This window comes from Bradyrhizobium icense (assembly GCF_001693385.1).
Lineage (GTDB): Bacteria > Pseudomonadota > Alphaproteobacteria > Rhizobiales > Xanthobacteraceae > Bradyrhizobium > Bradyrhizobium icense.
Genome location: NZ_CP016428.1, coordinates 7001799 through 7015461, shown reverse-complemented (window position 1 = coordinate 7015461; position 13663 = coordinate 7001799). Strand labels below are relative to the sequence as shown.

Sequence of the window (13663 nt, the reverse complement as noted above, 5' to 3'; positions counted from 1 at the left end):
TCAAGTTGACGCTTGGCAGACGAATGTCAGGCTGGTCCGATCGGGCAATGCAACGTAAAGGAGCCCATAGCGTTGTCAGTTTTCGCCGGCGGAAGAACATGCGCGCGTCCATGATTGCGGAGTTAAGTAACAGGCTCTCCTCCGGTTCGGGGCGAAGCAAGGAAGCCGTCTGGCTTTTCATCGCGCTGGTTCTGACGGCCGCCATTCCGGTCCTGCTGCTCGGGGGATGGATGGCCTATATCACCGCCGACCAGGAACGAAGCTACGCCCGCAAAGCCGCCACCGAGGCGCTGACGCAAGTGGCGCATCGGATCGAGGGCGAAATTTCCCACGAAATACAGGTCGCGGAGACGCTTGCGAGCTCGGCCGCGCTCGACGACGGCAACTTGACCGACTTCTATCGCGAGGCGAAGCGAATAGTCGCCGCCCGCCCGCTATGGGAGACCGCGTTCCTGACCAAGCCGGACCGGGAGCAGGTCCTCAACGTATTGCGGCCGCTCGGCACGTCGCTCGGGCCGGTGACCGACGCCGATAGCTTCGACGCCGTACTGCGCACGCGAAAGCCGGCCCTTGGCGGGCTGGGTCCGTACCAGGCTTCCATCGGCAAGCGGCTGGTTGCACTGCGCGTGCCGGTTGTTCGAGAAGGTGAGCTTCGCTACGTGCTGACCGTCGGGCTGTTACCCGATCAGATCGGCACCATTCTGGGTCAGGGCGGTCTGCCCGCGGGATGGGTCGGCACCGTCATTGATGCCAAGGACGAGATTGTCGCGCGGACGCCCGATGCCAGAGCCGTCAGTGCAAGCGCGAAAACGCCCGCGGTGCAGGAAGCCATTGCCCGCAGCGGCTCGAATTCGCCGCGCACGCAGACGCGGGAGGGAATGGACGTCGAAACCGTCCATCGCCGCCTTGTGGGCACCGAAGGGTGGTCGGTCCACGTGGGCGTCCCGGTCGCTGAACTGAACGCTCCCGTATCCCGCTCGTTGCAGCTACTGGTCGGCGGGACGGCGGCGAGTGTCGGGCTCGCCATCGCCCTTGGGCTGGTGATCGCCCGCGAGATCGCGCAACGACGCCGCATGGAGGCGCTCCAGTCGGCGGCAGCGCTGCTGGACAGCGAAAAGCGCGGGGCCCTTGCAATCGATGCGGCCGAACTCGGTACATGGCGCTGGGATCTGACCGCAAACGAGTTCAGCGGTTGCAATCGCTTTGGCGCGTTGCTGGGTTTGCCGAGCGCCCGATCGGGCGAAACCAGGTGGTCCGCGGACCGGATCTTTGCGTTGCTCGACCCGCCGCACCGCGCGGCGTTGGCCTCGTTCGGCGGCGCTTGCCTCGAAAGCGGCAAATCAGGCAGCGTCGAATTTCCGGTTCAATCCGACGATCGCGGCGAATACTGGTTGCGTGCGGCAGGCAGGGCGGAAGGTCCGCCCAACCGGCGTCACGTGATTCACGGCGTGCTCGCCGACATCGATATCCTCAAGCGCGCGGAGGCCGAGCGTTCCCACTTGCTTCGTCGCCTGGCCTCGGCCCAGGAAGAGGAGCAGCGCCGGATATCGCGGGAACTGCACGATCAGATCGGCCAGACGGTGACGGGATTGTCTCTCGGCCTGAAGGCGCTTGAACAGGGATTGGCAAAAAGCTGCGACGTGCAAGCCGCGACCGAGCAGGTGCAATGGCTGGAACAGCTTGCCGCGCAGATCGGCAGGGACATTCACCGCACCGCATCGGACCTGCGGCCGACGGCAATCGACGACCTCGGAATTTTCAGGGCAATCGAAGCCTACGTGGCGGAGTGGCAGGAGCGTTACGGCGTTCGTGTCGATATCCAGACGTTCGGGCGGGACGATTCGCTGCCTCCCGATGTCGCGGCGGTGCTCTATCGATTGGTTCAGGAAGGATTGACCAACGTCCTGAAGCACGCCAGCGCCAGCAAGGTCAGCGTCGTGCTCGAGAAGAAATCGGACGGGCTGGCACTTGTTCTCGAGGATGACGGCGTTGGCTTCGATCCGGAAGGCGTCGGCCGCAATGCGATTGGCCGCGGTCAGCCGCCCGGACTGGGGCTCTCCGGCATGAAGGAGCGGGTCGCGCTGCTCGGCGGCACGATTGCGGTGGAATCCACGCCGGGAAAAGGCAGCACGATCTTTGTCCAGATCCCGCTGGAACTGCAGGAGATGGAAGTGCAGGAAACGGCCGCATGACGCCCATTCGCGTCGCGCTCGTCGATGATCATCCGGTCGTGCTCGCCGGCATACGCGCGCTGTTGCAGGGCGTGCCCGAGGTCGAACTCGTTGGCGAGGCCAATACGGGCGTAACGGGGCTGAAGGCCATTTGCGAATGCTCGCCGGACATTGCGGTGATCGATCTTTCGCTGCCTGACATCAGCGGACTGGAACTGGCGCGCCGGCTGAGCAAGCGGTGCCCGGCGGTGAAGATCATTGCGCTGACCGTGCACGAAGACCGCGCTTATATTCATCCGGCTCTCGAAGCGGGCGCGCGGGGATATCTTCTGAAGCGATCCGCCGGTGATGAACTGCTTCGCGCGATCAGGGCCGTCAACGAGGGCGCCATCTATCTCGATCCGGCCATCGCCGAGAAGGCGTCAACGAACGCTCCCGAACTGACGTCGGCCGATGACGATGCCGGCGGCGAACTCAGCCGGCGTGAAGAGGATGTGCTCAAGCTGGTCGCTCAAGGGTTCAGCAACAAGCAGATCGCCGGCGAGCTGGAGGTGAGCGTCAAGAGCGTCGAGACCTACAAGGCGCGAGCATCCGAAAAGAAGAGCCTGCACAGCCGCGCGGATATCGTCCGCTACGGCATCAGGCGGGGCTGGCTCGCTGCTCCCAATTAAGCGCTGTCGGAAATACCAGTTCCTGCTCCGTGCACGTCAAGCGTCAGGATTAACCTGTCAGAACGATCCCGCCACGGAGGCGTTGTCGATCGAGCTTGGACAAGAGCGCAGAAACAGGAGCAATCAGATGAAATCATGGAAACTTGTCTCGGCAGCGATTGCGCTCGGAGTTTCGCCCTTGATCCCGCTCCAGCCGGCCGCGGCGTCTCCGATGATGGCGGTCGCCGGGGCAGAGCGGCTGGCAGCATCGACTCAACCGGTCGAGGCCGTGCAGTATCGGCGCTGGCATCGTGGACCGTATCACCACCGCCACGGCTGGCATCGACGCCACCAGGGCACCGGCGCGGCGGTGCTCGGCGGACTGGCCGCCGGCGCTATCATCGGAGGCGCCATCGCCAACAGTCAGGCCCGGGCAAATGAGGCGGTCGCCTACTGCGCGCAACGATACCGTTCCTATGATCCCGCATCCGGCACCTATCTCGGATATGACGGCAATCGACATCCCTGCCCATAGCGGAAAGGTCCCGGGCCGCGGACGATGTCGTCGCGGCCCGCGGCGGTCGAGGTCGCGGCGACGCCTTCGTCTCGTCGTCGGCTATTTTGCCGATCCCGAGCGCACGCCGATCTGCAGATCACTCAGTGGCACGCAGCTCTTTTTCCGGCGATGATTCCTCGGTGCGCCCTGCACCTTCAGCACCTTGCCAGCCGAACAGGAGCCGTCATCGACGTAGATAGTGGAGTATGGATCCATCATCAGCGGCTCGTAAGAATGGAGTTTCTGGGCTACGCACGGCTGGGCGATGAACAAGGCCGTCAGGAACGCACCCAAGCCTGCCATCTTGCAGGAAACACTTGCCACCTTCATTGCTCCTTTCCAGGCCCGGACGTGTCGGCGGCCGGGAGTATGTTGCGGGATTTGCTGTGGATGACGTCGGTTACCGCAACAAGGTGGCGGGCGTAGACTTCCTGAAGCCTTCGGATCATCTCGGCATTTTCCGCTGAAGTCCCCAACCTGAAGACTCCGCCCTTACAAACCAGCAGCCCGTCGGCGCAAAGCCCGGCCAGCGCCTTTTCGGTTTCCGGGTCGCTGGCATAGATGCGCGCCGCAATCTGGCGCAGCCCCCAACGCTCTTCCGGGCTGGACCAGATCAGAAGCAGCGATTCGATCTGTGCCACCGAAGCGATGTGCTTCAATATGAAGTCCCGCACGTCGTCGGGAACGTATCGCGTTGCCATGCCGTGGGCTGATATGTGTGTCGATCGGCACCGGATGCCCGAATCGCCGAATCAAGGAATCTTCGAATGGCGGCACCGCCGCCACGCCGTACGTACTTGAATGCGTCAACCCGTCTGATGCTGCGGCCGGGTGTTGCTGGCCTCGCCGAATCCGGGCTGCGGGCCGGCTTGCAACGCTGCCTGCGCGGCCTCGGCCTCATATTCGTCGGCCAATGCCTGGAGTTTCTCGGAAAAGCCCGGATCGCCCGCGCCAATCGCCAGACGCTTGCAAAAGGCGGCCCGCTCATGCAGCAGTTCGGCCCGAGACAGCTTGATCAATTTGCGTTTGGTTCGACCCACCCTTCGTACTCCTCGTCCCATTGCGCACGCCACCCCACGAATGATCGCCATCCTAGAATGCAATCTTGCGCCGGCGCGTCAGGAAAAACCTGTCAGTGGCCATGATGCTCACGCTGTGCCTAGTTTTGCGGATGCGATTTCGGTGGCGCTCGCGTGACCCGCGCCGCTGCGCGAATCATTGTTGCAGACCAGGCAGATGGCTCTCGATGTGAGACGTCCGTTGACGCCCCATCGTTCGTAACGATGCGGCGTCCTTTCCGAACATGGAACGCAATACGCCAAAGGTCGATCGTCGATTGTCCTGCCACTGAACATTCCAGCCCCCGTTTTCCCCGTAGCACCCATCGTGATTGTCCGCGAACTAGTCTTCGCTCTCATGAGCCCCCGCCATCGCTACCAGAAGCACGACGCTGAGGGCGCCGGCCGAGATGAGGGCATTCATCCTCAATGCCGCCGGAGAGACGCCCAATCCGTAGTGAATGAACACGGCCATCAGGAGTGCGGCCACGCCGGCACTCGCGATAAAGAAGATGACGGCGACAGCCAGGTCTATGATCCTCATCGTCGGCTACCTCGTTATCACTCCCTGCTTGCAAGGAACTCGATCGCGACGAGGCTAAGGAGAATAGCCGCGCAGATCAGCGCCTGCTCTCGAAGTACTGATCGGGGAAAGCCCAGGCTATGGTGCGCGAGGTGCGCCATCGCGTAGGCCACGATCGCCGCACTTCCCAGTGCGAGAAAGAAAGAAGTTGCGAGATGGACGAATTTCTTCATCTGTCTTCACTTCGTGCCGTTGATTTGTCCGAAGGCGTCTCAATGGCGGGTCGGCCCGCTGCGCGCATTCCACCTGCGTCGCGCGCAACGAAGGCATATTAGAGTCCTGCTTCGTTCGGGGATGTCAGGAAAAGCCCGTCACGAGCAAAGGCGCATCTGCGCCATGCCAACCCTGCGGACTGCAAGCTTATTTGCCTCGCGCCCAAGCGAAATTTTCAAATGCGCGGCTGCGATGCCCTCTGTTTGAGAGGGTGGGAAGTTGACAGCAAAACTCGGGCGCATGCGTCGCGAGATCGCTAACGCATATTCAGCCGTCGTCACCCGCCAACGGGTCGCGCGAATGCGCGCCCGATGACAGGCTCCAGCGGGTGATCCAGTATTTCAGAGGCAGCCTGTGATCGAACCGAGAAGCCACAGCGTACTGGATCCCACGCCGACTACGCGGGGGATGACGGCGTTGGTCTAAAGCAGCGACCGCATGACGCAACTTGCGCCTCGCATTGGCGTTACCATCTGATGACCATGCCAGAGGATGATATCTATACGCCGCCCCGTTCGCGTTCCGGACCGTCTTCCCGGACGCGCGCGCCCGGACGCGGCCCCGTCATCGACCAGGAGGGGCGCGAACTTCCCGAGGCGAACCTGCATACGCGGTTCGAGGGGATGCGGTTCGATTTCGGTCATTCCGCCGCCAATCCGTTCGGCGAGCTGACGCGCGAGCAGCGGATCGCGCGGCTCGATGCCATCGCCAAATTGCTGGATGTCGCCTTCATCGTGCCCGGCACCAACTTCCGCTACGGCATCGACGGGCTGATCGGCCTGATCCCGGTGGTCGGCGACATCATCACGACGGCGATTTCGCTGTGGGTGGTGCGCGAGGCGCGCGCGCTTGGCGCCCCCTGGCACATCACGGCGCGGATGCTCGCCAATGTCGCGGTGGACGGCGCGGTTGGCCTGGTGCCGGTCGCGGGCGATGCCTTCGACGTCATGTTCCGCGCCAACGTCCGCAACGTGCGCATGCTCAAGCGCTGGCTCGACAAGCAGCCGCGCGCGTGACCCCGAAAAGTGGCGACCGGTTTTCGGATCGAGGTCACGCACAAGGATCAAGAAAAAACGCCCCCAAGACCGAATCTCAGGGGCGCGCTGTTTGAAAATATGGAAGCTTAGGCAGCGTCGGCCTTGTCGTCGGTGCTGGCAGCCGGGCGCGGACGGCGCGGCAGCGGGAACGCCTCGCTTTCATAGAGCGAGCGGATGCCGCTCTGGTCAAAGCGCGCTTCCTCGACCTGGAGATAGGCGCCGTTCAGCGAGTCCGCCGGCAGCTCCTCGATCGCGAAGCGAACCGCTTCCGCCGCGGTGCCAAAACGCCGATAGGCAAACCCGGCCCGCTTCTTCTTGCGGATCGCGGCGGGAAACAGTTCGGCGGCGGTGTTGTAGCTGAATGGACGCATGGACGGTGACCTCAATCTTTTTCGGCTCTCTTCGTGTGAGCAATGGGGATTGGATGACGGTGGGCCACAGTGGCGGGCCACGCCGTGCACGTCATTTCGGGTCCTAATATAAGCTTCTTTGACAAAAATGCGACCCCTGAAGCCCGACATCGGGGGTGATGATGAATCCGCGCATGGCTGCGGGGAACATAAATTTAATCAAGTTATTTCAATGGCTTAATAGGGTCAAATCTTGTCGAGCAGCAGCAGGATCAGGAGTACGATCAAAATCACCCCGACAAGCCCCATGCCGGAATGGCCGTAGCCGTAGCCATAACCGCGGAAGCGGCCGGAGAAGCCGCCCAGGAGGACTACGATCAGGATGATGACGAGTATCGTCCCAAGCGACATGGCGCGCTCCCCGAAGGCCCGCGGGGACACGCTCCCGCGGCCCCGATCAAAGCATATTCCGGGCCGCGAGTCCTTGGCCGATCCGCCGGAAAGCTAGAGAGACACCGTCATTCCGGGGCGATGCGCAGCATCGAATTCAGGTGCGTGAGCATCTCAAGATTCCCCGGTGCGCAATTGCGCACCTGAGGTCTGGTCCTTCGGACCATCCCGGAATGACGACTACGTCGTCACTTCCTCGTCTCGTCGATCGGCAGCACCTTCAACGGCGTCGCATACGGCTCGACGCGAAGACTGTCGCTGGCGAGCAGGCCGATCTTGTGCAGCGGCACCTGTTCGAGATCGCCGCTCGAGGACTTGCGTACCGCGTATTGCCAGGCGCTCATCGAGCCCCTGGCGACCAGCATCCTGGCGACGCCGCCGGCGTTCTGGCCTTCGATCCGGGCGAGATCGCCTTCGCTGATCCCGATCACAATCTCGTCCTTGGTGGTGATGACCTTGAACAGGGAGACCTTGTCGGCGGCGAAAGCAGGCAGGATCACGACGCTCTCCATGATGAGGGTGGCTGCGCCGATACCGAGCAGCAGACGTTTGGAAATATGCATGTCGAAAATTTTCCTTACTCCGCGCCCGGGGCAGGCCGGAAAGGACGTCCCCACCAAACAAAAAACCCCGCGCGACCTGCACTTGGTCGCACGGGGGTTGGAACAAGTTCGAGCGTTACTGCAACTATTTCGGCTGCAGCTTCAAGGCCGCCGAATTGATGCAGTAGCGCAGGCCGGTCGGGCCGGGGCCGTCGTTGAAGACGTGGCCGAGATGGCCGTTGCATTTGGAGCACAACACCTCGGTGCGGATCATGCCGTGGCTGAAATCGCGCTCCTCGTCGACATGGCCGTCCACGGCAGGCGCGGTGAAGCTCGGCCAGCCGCAGCCGGAATCGAACTTGGCATCGGATTCGAACAGCGTCTGGCCGCAGCCGGCGCAGGTGTAGGTCCCCCTGCGGTGCTCGTGCTCATATTCGCCCGAGAATGGCCGCTCGGTCGCCTTCTCGCGCAGCACGGCATACTGCATCGGTGTCAATTCGCGGCGCCACTCGGCCTCGCTCTTGACAACCTTGCCGGATGCTTTGGTGTCGGACATTTGCCCTCCTTAATTTGTAGCCTTCGCGTTGCGCACCAGCGTCGGCTTCTCGATGTAGTTCTCCGCGAAGATCTTCTTCAGATTCTCGATCTTCGGGATGTCATTGAAGACAATATAGGGCTGGTTCGGGTGCAGCGTCAGGTAGTCCTGGTGATAGTCTTCCGCCGGATAGAACGCCTGCAGCGGGCCGACCTTGGTCACGATCGGCTTCTTGTAGACCTTGGCGGCGTTGAGCTGGGCGATATAGGCCTCCGCCACCTTCTTCTGCTCGTCGTTCACGGCAAAGATCGCCGAACGATACTGCGTGCCGACATCAGGACCCTGGCGGTTCAATTGCGTCGGGTCGTGCACGACGGAGAAAAAGATCTGCAGGATCTTGCCGTAGCTGATCTTCTTCGGATCGTACTTGATCTCAACCGCCTCGGCGTGGCCCGTCGTGCCGGTGCCGATCATGGTGTAGTTTGCGGTCATCTTGCTGCCGCCGGAATAGCCGGACACCGCGTTGAGCACGCCGGCGGTGTGCTGGTACACGCCCTGCACGCCCCAGAAGCAGCCGCCGGCGATCACGGCGGTCTGGATGCCGTCGGCCGCCTGAACGTCGGCGGCGGGGGCCGGAATGACGACGGCTTCCTCCGAAGCGCGCGAAGGTCCGACCGCGAAGGCTGCGACGGCCAGCACGCCGAGGGCGGCAGCGGCGAGCGACAGGCGGCTGAAATGGCGAGGGGACATGGTTTCCTCTTTCGGCAATGGTTGGGGCAGTCTAGAGCGGGACCGGCGTTTCGCAATCGGCTCAATTCTCGCCGATGCCCAAGATACGGCGCTTGCCCGCGATTGTTACGGCATGCGCCACACGAGTTCGTGAATAAGGCCATCTACCCAGGCATTTAGGGGGCGACGATCGGGTGATGCCTGACCGGAACGGGCCTGTCTTTCCACAATGAACCGGGGGCGCGCCGCGACCAAAATCCATGCGCCGGAGCGTTTCGCCGATGTTGCGGGCCTTCGCCGCCCTGCACGAGTTCGTCATGGTGGTCTACGCCGCCAAGCACGGCGAGACCGCGCTTGACGGCGATTCCCTCAACAGCCCGTTCGCCACGGTGCTCGTGCGCGTCGTCAGGGAGCCGAGGATCGAGGTGCAGCGTGCAACGCTGCTCCGCAGAGCCGGGACTTATTGCCGTTCGCTCGTTGGACCCCGGCTTAGCAGCGCATCACCATAGCGCGTCGAAGACGCGCGTGAACGCGCTTATGCCATCCGGGGAACGCCGGCGGCTACACTACCACGCTCAGCCGTTTCGCCGCACGCGTGATGCCGGTGTAGAGCCACCTTGCCCGGCTGTCCTGGAACGCAAAACTCTCGTCGAACAGCACCACGTCGTCCCATTGCGAGCCCTGCGACTTGTGCACGGTGAGCACGTAGCCGTAGTCGAACTCGTCATAGGGCTTGCGCTGCTCCCACGGGATTGCCTCGATCCCGCCCTGGAAGCAATCATGGCGCACCGAGACCTTGGTCACCTTGTGGCCGAACTCTTCGTCGGGCGACAGCCGCATGCTCAATATCTGCGATTTCGATCGCGGCTGGGTGCGCGACTTCACACGCCACAGCCCGCCGTTAAACAGGCCCTTCTTGCGGTTGTTGCGCAGGCAGACCAGCTTGTCGCCCGCGACCGGCAGGGGATCCTCGATGTTCTGCTTCTGCCGCACGCGCATGTTGTAGGCGCGGCGGGTGTTGTTGCGGCCGACCAGCACCTGATCGGCGCTCATGACGCGGTCGGGATCGAGCTCGCTGCGCGGCACCACTTCACTCTCGCCGTGGCGGCCGATTTCGAGCTCGCGGCCCTCGCGGATATCCATCGACATCCGCACGATCGGGTCGTCCTGCGCCTGTCGGTGCACCTCGGTCAGCATCGCGTCGGGCTCGCAATTGGTGAAGAAGCCGCCGCCCTGGATCGGCGGCAACTGCGCGGGATCGCCGAGCACCAGCAGTGGACAATCGAACGACATCAGGTCGCGGCCGAGTTCGGCGTCGACCATCGAACATTCGTCGATCACGATCAGCTTCGCCTTCGAAGCCGGCGCGTCGTCCCACAATTCAAAGCTCGGCTGCTCGACGCCGGATTCCCTGGCGCGATAGATCAGCGAGTGGATGGTGGAGGCGTTGTCGCAACCCTTGTTGCGCATCACCAGCGCCGCCTTGCCGGTGAAGGCGGCATATTTCACCTCGCCATCGACGCCCTCGGCGATGTGCCGCGCCAGCGTGGTCTTGCCGGTGCCGGCATAGCCGAACAGTCGGAACACCGGCGGTGTGCCGTTGCGGCCCGGCTTGGCCTTCAGCCAGTCGGCGACGGCCTTCAGCGCGGAATCCTGATGCGGCGTAAAAATAGTCATGGGGTCCAGATGGAGAGAAGAGCGGGCGGAAGGCCGCGACTCAACGGACTGTAAAGCTAACCATTCGCGCGTTCCATGCAAGACAACTTCCGTGACGCGGAATTGCCCTTCGCGACCAAGGCTAGACTTGCGACTTGCGGAGGATACACTGTCCGAAAACAACAAGGGGTTTCGGGAGGCGTCATGAAATTCGGCATCTTTTACGAGCTGCAACTGCCGCGCCCCTGGCAAGAGGGCGACGAGCTGCGGCTCTATCAGAATGCGCTGACGCAGCTCGAGACCGCCGACCGGCTCGGCTATGACTACGCCTGGGTGGTCGAACACCATTTCCTGGAAGAGTATTCGCACTCGCCCGCACCGGAGTCCTTCCTCGCCGCGGCGAGCCAGCGCACCAGGAACATTCGTCTCGGCCACGGCATCTTCCAGCTCACGACAAATCATCCTGCGCGCGTTGCCGAACGGGTCGCGGTGCTTGATTTGCTCAGCAATGGCCGCTGCGAATTCGGCATGGGTGAAAGCGCGTCGATCACCGAACTGACGCCGTTCGGCCGCGACATGGAGACGAAGCGCGAGGTGTTCGAGGAAGCGGTTCAGGCGATCTTTCCGATGTTCAGCAAGGTCGGCACCGAGCATCACGGCAAATATTTCGACATCCCCCTGCGCAATGTGGTGCCGAAGCCGGTGCAGAAGCCGCATCCGCCGCTGTGGATGGCGTGCTCGCAGCTCCCGACCATCGAGCGCGCCGGCCAGAACGGCTTTGGCGCGCTCGGCTTCCAGTTCGTCAGCGCGGAAGCGGCGCATGCCTGGGTGCATGCCTATTACAATGCGATCACCAAGCGGCTGAAGAAACTCGCGGACTACGAGATCAACCCCAACATGGCGCTGGTGTCGTTCTTCATGTGCGCTGAGACGGATGAGGAGGCTCGTGCCCGCGCCGATGGCGCCACCTTCTTCCAGTTCGCGCTGCGCTATTACGGCGCTTCGCAGAACCGCCAGCGCCCCGACCCCGGCACCGTCAACATGTGGGACGAGTACAACAAGTGGAAGCGCGAGAATCCCGAAGCGCAGGAGGCGGCGCTGCGCGGCGGCCTGATCGGGTCGCCGGAAACCATCCGCAAGAAGCTCAGACGTTTCCGCACCTCCCACATCGACCAGGTGATCCTCCTCAATCAGGCGGGCAAGAATACGCATGAGCACATCTGCGAGTCGCTGGAACTGTTTGCCAAAGAAGTGATGCCGGAGTTCCAGCATGATCTCGAACACGAGGAATGGAAGCAGGGCGTGCTGAGCGGCGCGATCCAGCTCGAGGAAATCGACACCGAGGCGTTTTCGGATCGCTACGGCAAGCTCGCAATCAATGTCGCGCCGGCGCAGAAAGTGGCGGCGGGGTAGTGGCTGGGCCGGCACTGCGCGGTATGTTAGTCTATGCCGTGGCTCAATGCGGTGCAGTTGTAAGATGAAGCGGCTAGCGACTTGGGTGTTTTACGGCGTCGGCACGATCGCGATCGCCTATCTCGCGCTGTATGCCTATGCGATGTTTACTGGGCGGGACCTGCAGCCCGGCGATCCCATTCGCATTTTTCGCAATCCGGATGCGCCGAGTTATTCCGCGCTTTCCACGTCATCGCGAGCGTAGCGAAGCAATCCATGATGCGGCATAACGGATAGCTGGATTGCTTCGTCGCTTGCGTTCCTCGCAATGACGGCGGAGGGATCTGTGCTACCCCGCGCTCACAAACCGCTGGTGCTCGCCCGCGCCCGCCGGCGTGATCGGTATCCCGCCGTCGGCATATTCGTTCAGCTTGTTGCGCAGCGTGCGGATCGAGATGCCGAGGATGTTGGCGGCATGGGTGCGATTACCGAGGCAGTGCTTCAGCGTCTCCAGGATCAGGTCGCGCTCCACGTCCGCAACGGTGCGGCCGACGAGGGCGCGGGTCACCTGTTCGGCGGCAAAGGTGGCGTGGGCCACGGCGGGTGCGGTCTTGGCGAGGTCGAGGCGGTCGCCATCGGGGGTCAGGATGGCCTCGGGCCCAATCTCGTCCCCTTGCGCCATCAGCACCGAACGGTGGATGGTGTTTTCCAGCTCGCGAACGTTGCCCTGCCAGCGGTTTGACGTTAGCACCCGCCGCGCATCGGCAGAAATGGGACGCAGCGGCACGCCGTTGGCGTCGGCGTATTTCTTGGCAAAGTGTTGCGCCAGCTCGAGGATGTCGGCCGGACGGTCCCGCAGTGGCGGGATCTTCAGATTGACGACGTTGAGGCGAAACAAGAGATCCTCGCGGAAGGTGCCTTCGCGCACGGCCTCAGACAGGTTGCGGTTCGAGGTCGCGATGATGCGGATGTCGACCGGCACCGGCTTGGTGCCGCCGACACGGTCGATCACCCGCTCTTGGATGGCGCGAAGCAACTTGGATTGCAGCCGAACATCCATCTCCGAGATTTCGTCGAGCAGCAGCGTGCCGCCGCTGGCCTCCTCGAATTTGCCGATGCGGCGGGCGACCGCGCCGGTGAAGGCGCCCTTCTCGTGGCCGAACAGTTCGGATTCCAGGAGGTGCTCGGGAATCGCCGCGCAATTGATCGAGATGAACGGCCGCTTGGCGCGAGTCGAGCGGGTGTGGACGTAGCGCGCCAGCACTTCCTTGCCCGTTCCGGATTCACCGGTGATCATCACGGAGGCGTCGGAGCCCGCGATCTGCTGCGCCAGCTTGATCACCTTGCCCATGGCTTCGTCGCGATAGACCAGGTCGCGTGAATCGTTGGCGACGGCGGCGAGCACGGCAGCGATCAGTTCGGGATCGGGCGGCAGCGGGATGTATTCCTTGGCGCCGGCGTGAATCGCGGCGACCGCAGCGCGGGCGTCGTTCGAGATGCCGCAGGCCACGATCGGCACGTGAATGTGCTCGGCTTCCAGCCGCATCACCAGGTCGCGGATGTCGAGACCGACGTCGACCAGCAGCAGGTCGGCGCCCTTGCCGCCGCGCAAAACCGCCATCGCCTGTTCGGTCGCTTCGGCATGGGTCACCGAAGCGCCGTTTGCCATCGCGATCTTGGTGGCGGTCGTGAGCTGGCCCTTCAAGGTGCCAACGATGAGAAGCCGCATATCTGTCTCCTG

The 13663-nt window shown here is 63.0% G+C and carries 19 protein-coding genes; 7 read left to right on the top strand and 12 right to left on the bottom strand.

What is annotated here, in order from left to right; translation table 11 throughout:
* Positions 1-98: 98 nt before the first annotated feature.
* From LMTR13_RS32480 to LMTR13_RS32470, 3 genes are all read left to right on the top strand, one after another.
* Positions 99-2192: a sensor histidine kinase gene (locus tag LMTR13_RS32480; protein WP_065731319.1), complete on the top strand. Its 2094-nt coding sequence runs from the start codon at positions 99-101 to the stop codon at positions 2190-2192.
* A complete protein-coding gene (locus tag LMTR13_RS32475; protein ID WP_065731318.1) occupies positions 2189-2842 on the top strand; it encodes a response regulator in 654 nt (217 codons plus the stop codon). Before LMTR13_RS32480 ends, LMTR13_RS32475 begins: the two co-directional genes overlap by 4 nt.
* Before the next feature lie 127 nt (positions 2843-2969).
* Positions 2970-3356: a BA14K family protein gene (locus tag LMTR13_RS32470; RefSeq protein ID WP_065731317.1), complete on the top strand. Its 387-nt coding sequence runs from the start codon at positions 2970-2972 to the stop codon at positions 3354-3356.
* Positions 3357-3437: 81 nt separating this feature from the next.
* Here LMTR13_RS32470 and LMTR13_RS32465 read toward each other — a convergent pair whose 3' ends face one another.
* The 5 genes from LMTR13_RS32465 to LMTR13_RS32445 form a co-directional block, all read right to left on the bottom strand.
* The gene (locus LMTR13_RS32465) at positions 3438-3707 is read right to left on the bottom strand and encodes a DUF6719 family protein (protein ID WP_197521199.1); all 270 of its coding nucleotides are present in this window, start codon (positions 3705-3707) and stop codon (positions 3438-3440) included.
* Positions 3704-4036 (bottom strand): hypothetical protein, encoded by a 333-nt coding sequence (locus LMTR13_RS32460; protein WP_156795877.1) that lies wholly within the window; start codon positions 4034-4036, stop codon positions 3704-3706. Before LMTR13_RS32460 ends, LMTR13_RS32465 begins: the two co-directional genes overlap by 4 nt.
* Before the next feature lie 147 nt (positions 4037-4183).
* Complete coding sequence (locus LMTR13_RS32455; protein WP_156795876.1) at positions 4184-4396, bottom strand: hypothetical protein; 213 nt, start codon at positions 4394-4396, stop codon at positions 4184-4186.
* A gap of 382 nt (positions 4397-4778) precedes the next feature.
* Positions 4779-4979: a hypothetical protein gene (locus LMTR13_RS32450; RefSeq protein ID WP_065731313.1), complete on the bottom strand. Its 201-nt coding sequence runs from the start codon at positions 4977-4979 to the stop codon at positions 4779-4781.
* Positions 4980-4996: 17 nt separating this feature from the next.
* Entirely contained in the window at positions 4997-5191 is a 195-nt protein-coding gene (locus tag LMTR13_RS32445; protein ID WP_065731312.1) for a hypothetical protein, read from the bottom strand.
* A 516-nt stretch (positions 5192-5707) separates the two neighbouring features.
* On the opposite strand from LMTR13_RS32445, the gene LMTR13_RS32440 reads away from it, so the two are divergent.
* Complete coding sequence (locus LMTR13_RS32440; protein ID WP_065731311.1) at positions 5708-6247, top strand: DUF4112 domain-containing protein; 540 nt, start codon at positions 5708-5710, stop codon at positions 6245-6247.
* Between the two features lie 107 nt (positions 6248-6354).
* Here LMTR13_RS32440 and LMTR13_RS32435 read toward each other — a convergent pair whose 3' ends face one another.
* From LMTR13_RS32435 to msrA, 5 genes are all read right to left on the bottom strand, one after another.
* Positions 6355-6639: a hypothetical protein gene (locus LMTR13_RS32435; RefSeq protein WP_065731310.1), complete on the bottom strand. Its 285-nt coding sequence runs from the start codon at positions 6637-6639 to the stop codon at positions 6355-6357.
* A gap of 225 nt (positions 6640-6864) precedes the next feature.
* Positions 6865-7029, bottom strand: coding sequence for a DUF3309 family protein (locus LMTR13_RS32430; protein WP_065731309.1), 165 nt, complete (start codon positions 7027-7029; stop codon positions 6865-6867).
* 227 nt (positions 7030-7256) lie between these two features.
* Positions 7257-7631 (bottom strand): hypothetical protein, encoded by a 375-nt coding sequence (locus tag LMTR13_RS32425; RefSeq protein WP_065731308.1) that lies wholly within the window; start codon positions 7629-7631, stop codon positions 7257-7259.
* A 124-nt stretch (positions 7632-7755) separates the two neighbouring features.
* The gene (msrB, locus tag LMTR13_RS32420; RefSeq protein WP_065731307.1) at positions 7756-8166 is read right to left on the bottom strand and encodes a peptide-methionine (R)-S-oxide reductase MsrB; all 411 of its coding nucleotides are present in this window, start codon (positions 8164-8166) and stop codon (positions 7756-7758) included.
* Positions 8167-8175: 9 nt separating this feature from the next.
* Positions 8176-8895 (bottom strand): peptide-methionine (S)-S-oxide reductase MsrA, encoded by a 720-nt coding sequence (gene msrA, locus LMTR13_RS32415; protein WP_065733144.1) that lies wholly within the window; start codon positions 8893-8895, stop codon positions 8176-8178.
* 260 nt (positions 8896-9155) lie between these two features.
* Here msrA and LMTR13_RS32410 point away from each other — a divergent pair, with 260 nt between their 5' ends.
* Positions 9156-9383, top strand: coding sequence for a caspase family protein (locus tag LMTR13_RS32410; RefSeq protein WP_156795875.1), 228 nt, complete (start codon positions 9156-9158; stop codon positions 9381-9383).
* Positions 9384-9435: 52 nt separating this feature from the next.
* Here LMTR13_RS32410 and LMTR13_RS32405 read toward each other — a convergent pair whose 3' ends face one another.
* Positions 9436-10551 carry an ATP-dependent DNA helicase gene (locus LMTR13_RS32405; protein WP_065731305.1) on the bottom strand — a complete coding sequence of 372 codons (1116 nt, stop codon included), beginning with the start codon at positions 10549-10551 and terminating at the stop codon, positions 9436-9438.
* A gap of 183 nt (positions 10552-10734) precedes the next feature.
* On the opposite strand from LMTR13_RS32405, the gene LMTR13_RS32400 reads away from it, so the two are divergent.
* Together LMTR13_RS32400 and LMTR13_RS32395 are read left to right on the top strand one after the other, a co-directional pair.
* Positions 10735-11943, top strand: a complete 1209-nt coding sequence (locus LMTR13_RS32400) for an LLM class flavin-dependent oxidoreductase (protein ID WP_065731304.1) — start codon at positions 10735-10737, stop codon at positions 11941-11943.
* A 64-nt stretch (positions 11944-12007) separates the two neighbouring features.
* Positions 12008-12187: a hypothetical protein gene (locus LMTR13_RS32395; protein ID WP_065731303.1), complete on the top strand. Its 180-nt coding sequence runs from the start codon at positions 12008-12010 to the stop codon at positions 12185-12187.
* Positions 12188-12271: 84 nt separating this feature from the next.
* Here the strand turns inward: LMTR13_RS32395 and flbD are convergent, their stop codons facing one another.
* Positions 12272-13651, bottom strand: coding sequence for a sigma-54-dependent transcriptional regulator FlbD (flbD, locus tag LMTR13_RS32390; RefSeq protein WP_065731302.1), 1380 nt, complete (start codon positions 13649-13651; stop codon positions 12272-12274).
* Positions 13652-13663: the final 12 nt, after the last annotated feature.

What these genes read in the sequence shown, in the direction of transcription:
- LMTR13_RS32445 (WP_065731312.1), bottom strand. Translation starts at nt 5,191, where the DNA reads ATGAAGAAATTCGTCCATCTCGCAACTTCTTTCTTTCTCGCACTGGGA.
- LMTR13_RS32475 (WP_065731318.1), top strand. Translation starts at nt 2,189, where the DNA reads ATGACGCCCATTCGCGTCGCGCTCGTCGATGATCATCCGGTCGTGCTC.
- LMTR13_RS32395 (WP_065731303.1), top strand. Translation starts at nt 12,008, where the DNA reads ATGAAGCGGCTAGCGACTTGGGTGTTTTACGGCGTCGGCACGATCGCG.
- LMTR13_RS32470 (WP_065731317.1), top strand. Translation starts at nt 2,970, where the DNA reads ATGAAATCATGGAAACTTGTCTCGGCAGCGATTGCGCTCGGAGTTTCG.
- LMTR13_RS32405 (WP_065731305.1), bottom strand. Translation starts at nt 10,551, where the DNA reads ATGACTATTTTTACGCCGCATCAGGATTCCGCGCTGAAGGCCGTCGCC.
- LMTR13_RS32410 (WP_156795875.1), top strand. Translation starts at nt 9,156, where the DNA reads ATGTTGCGGGCCTTCGCCGCCCTGCACGAGTTCGTCATGGTGGTCTAC.
- flbD (WP_065731302.1), bottom strand. Translation starts at nt 13,651, where the DNA reads ATGCGGCTTCTCATCGTTGGCACCTTGAAGGGCCAGCTCACGACCGCC.
- LMTR13_RS32400 (WP_065731304.1), top strand. Translation starts at nt 10,735, where the DNA reads ATGAAATTCGGCATCTTTTACGAGCTGCAACTGCCGCGCCCCTGGCAA.
- LMTR13_RS32450 (WP_065731313.1), bottom strand. Translation starts at nt 4,979, where the DNA reads ATGAGGATCATAGACCTGGCTGTCGCCGTCATCTTCTTTATCGCGAGT.
- LMTR13_RS32465 (WP_197521199.1), bottom strand. Translation starts at nt 3,707, where the DNA reads ATGAAGGTGGCAAGTGTTTCCTGCAAGATGGCAGGCTTGGGTGCGTTC.
- LMTR13_RS32440 (WP_065731311.1), top strand. Translation starts at nt 5,708, where the DNA reads ATGACCATGCCAGAGGATGATATCTATACGCCGCCCCGTTCGCGTTCC.
- LMTR13_RS32425 (WP_065731308.1), bottom strand. Translation starts at nt 7,631, where the DNA reads ATGCATATTTCCAAACGTCTGCTGCTCGGTATCGGCGCAGCCACCCTC.
- LMTR13_RS32430 (WP_065731309.1), bottom strand. Translation starts at nt 7,029, where the DNA reads ATGTCGCTTGGGACGATACTCGTCATCATCCTGATCGTAGTCCTCCTG.
- msrA (WP_065733144.1), bottom strand. Translation starts at nt 8,895, where the DNA reads ATGTCCCCTCGCCATTTCAGCCGCCTGTCGCTCGCCGCTGCCGCCCTC.
- LMTR13_RS32480 (WP_065731319.1), top strand. Translation starts at nt 99, where the DNA reads ATGCGCGCGTCCATGATTGCGGAGTTAAGTAACAGGCTCTCCTCCGGT.
- LMTR13_RS32435 (WP_065731310.1), bottom strand. Translation starts at nt 6,639, where the DNA reads ATGCGTCCATTCAGCTACAACACCGCCGCCGAACTGTTTCCCGCCGCG.
- msrB (WP_065731307.1), bottom strand. Translation starts at nt 8,166, where the DNA reads ATGTCCGACACCAAAGCATCCGGCAAGGTTGTCAAGAGCGAGGCCGAG.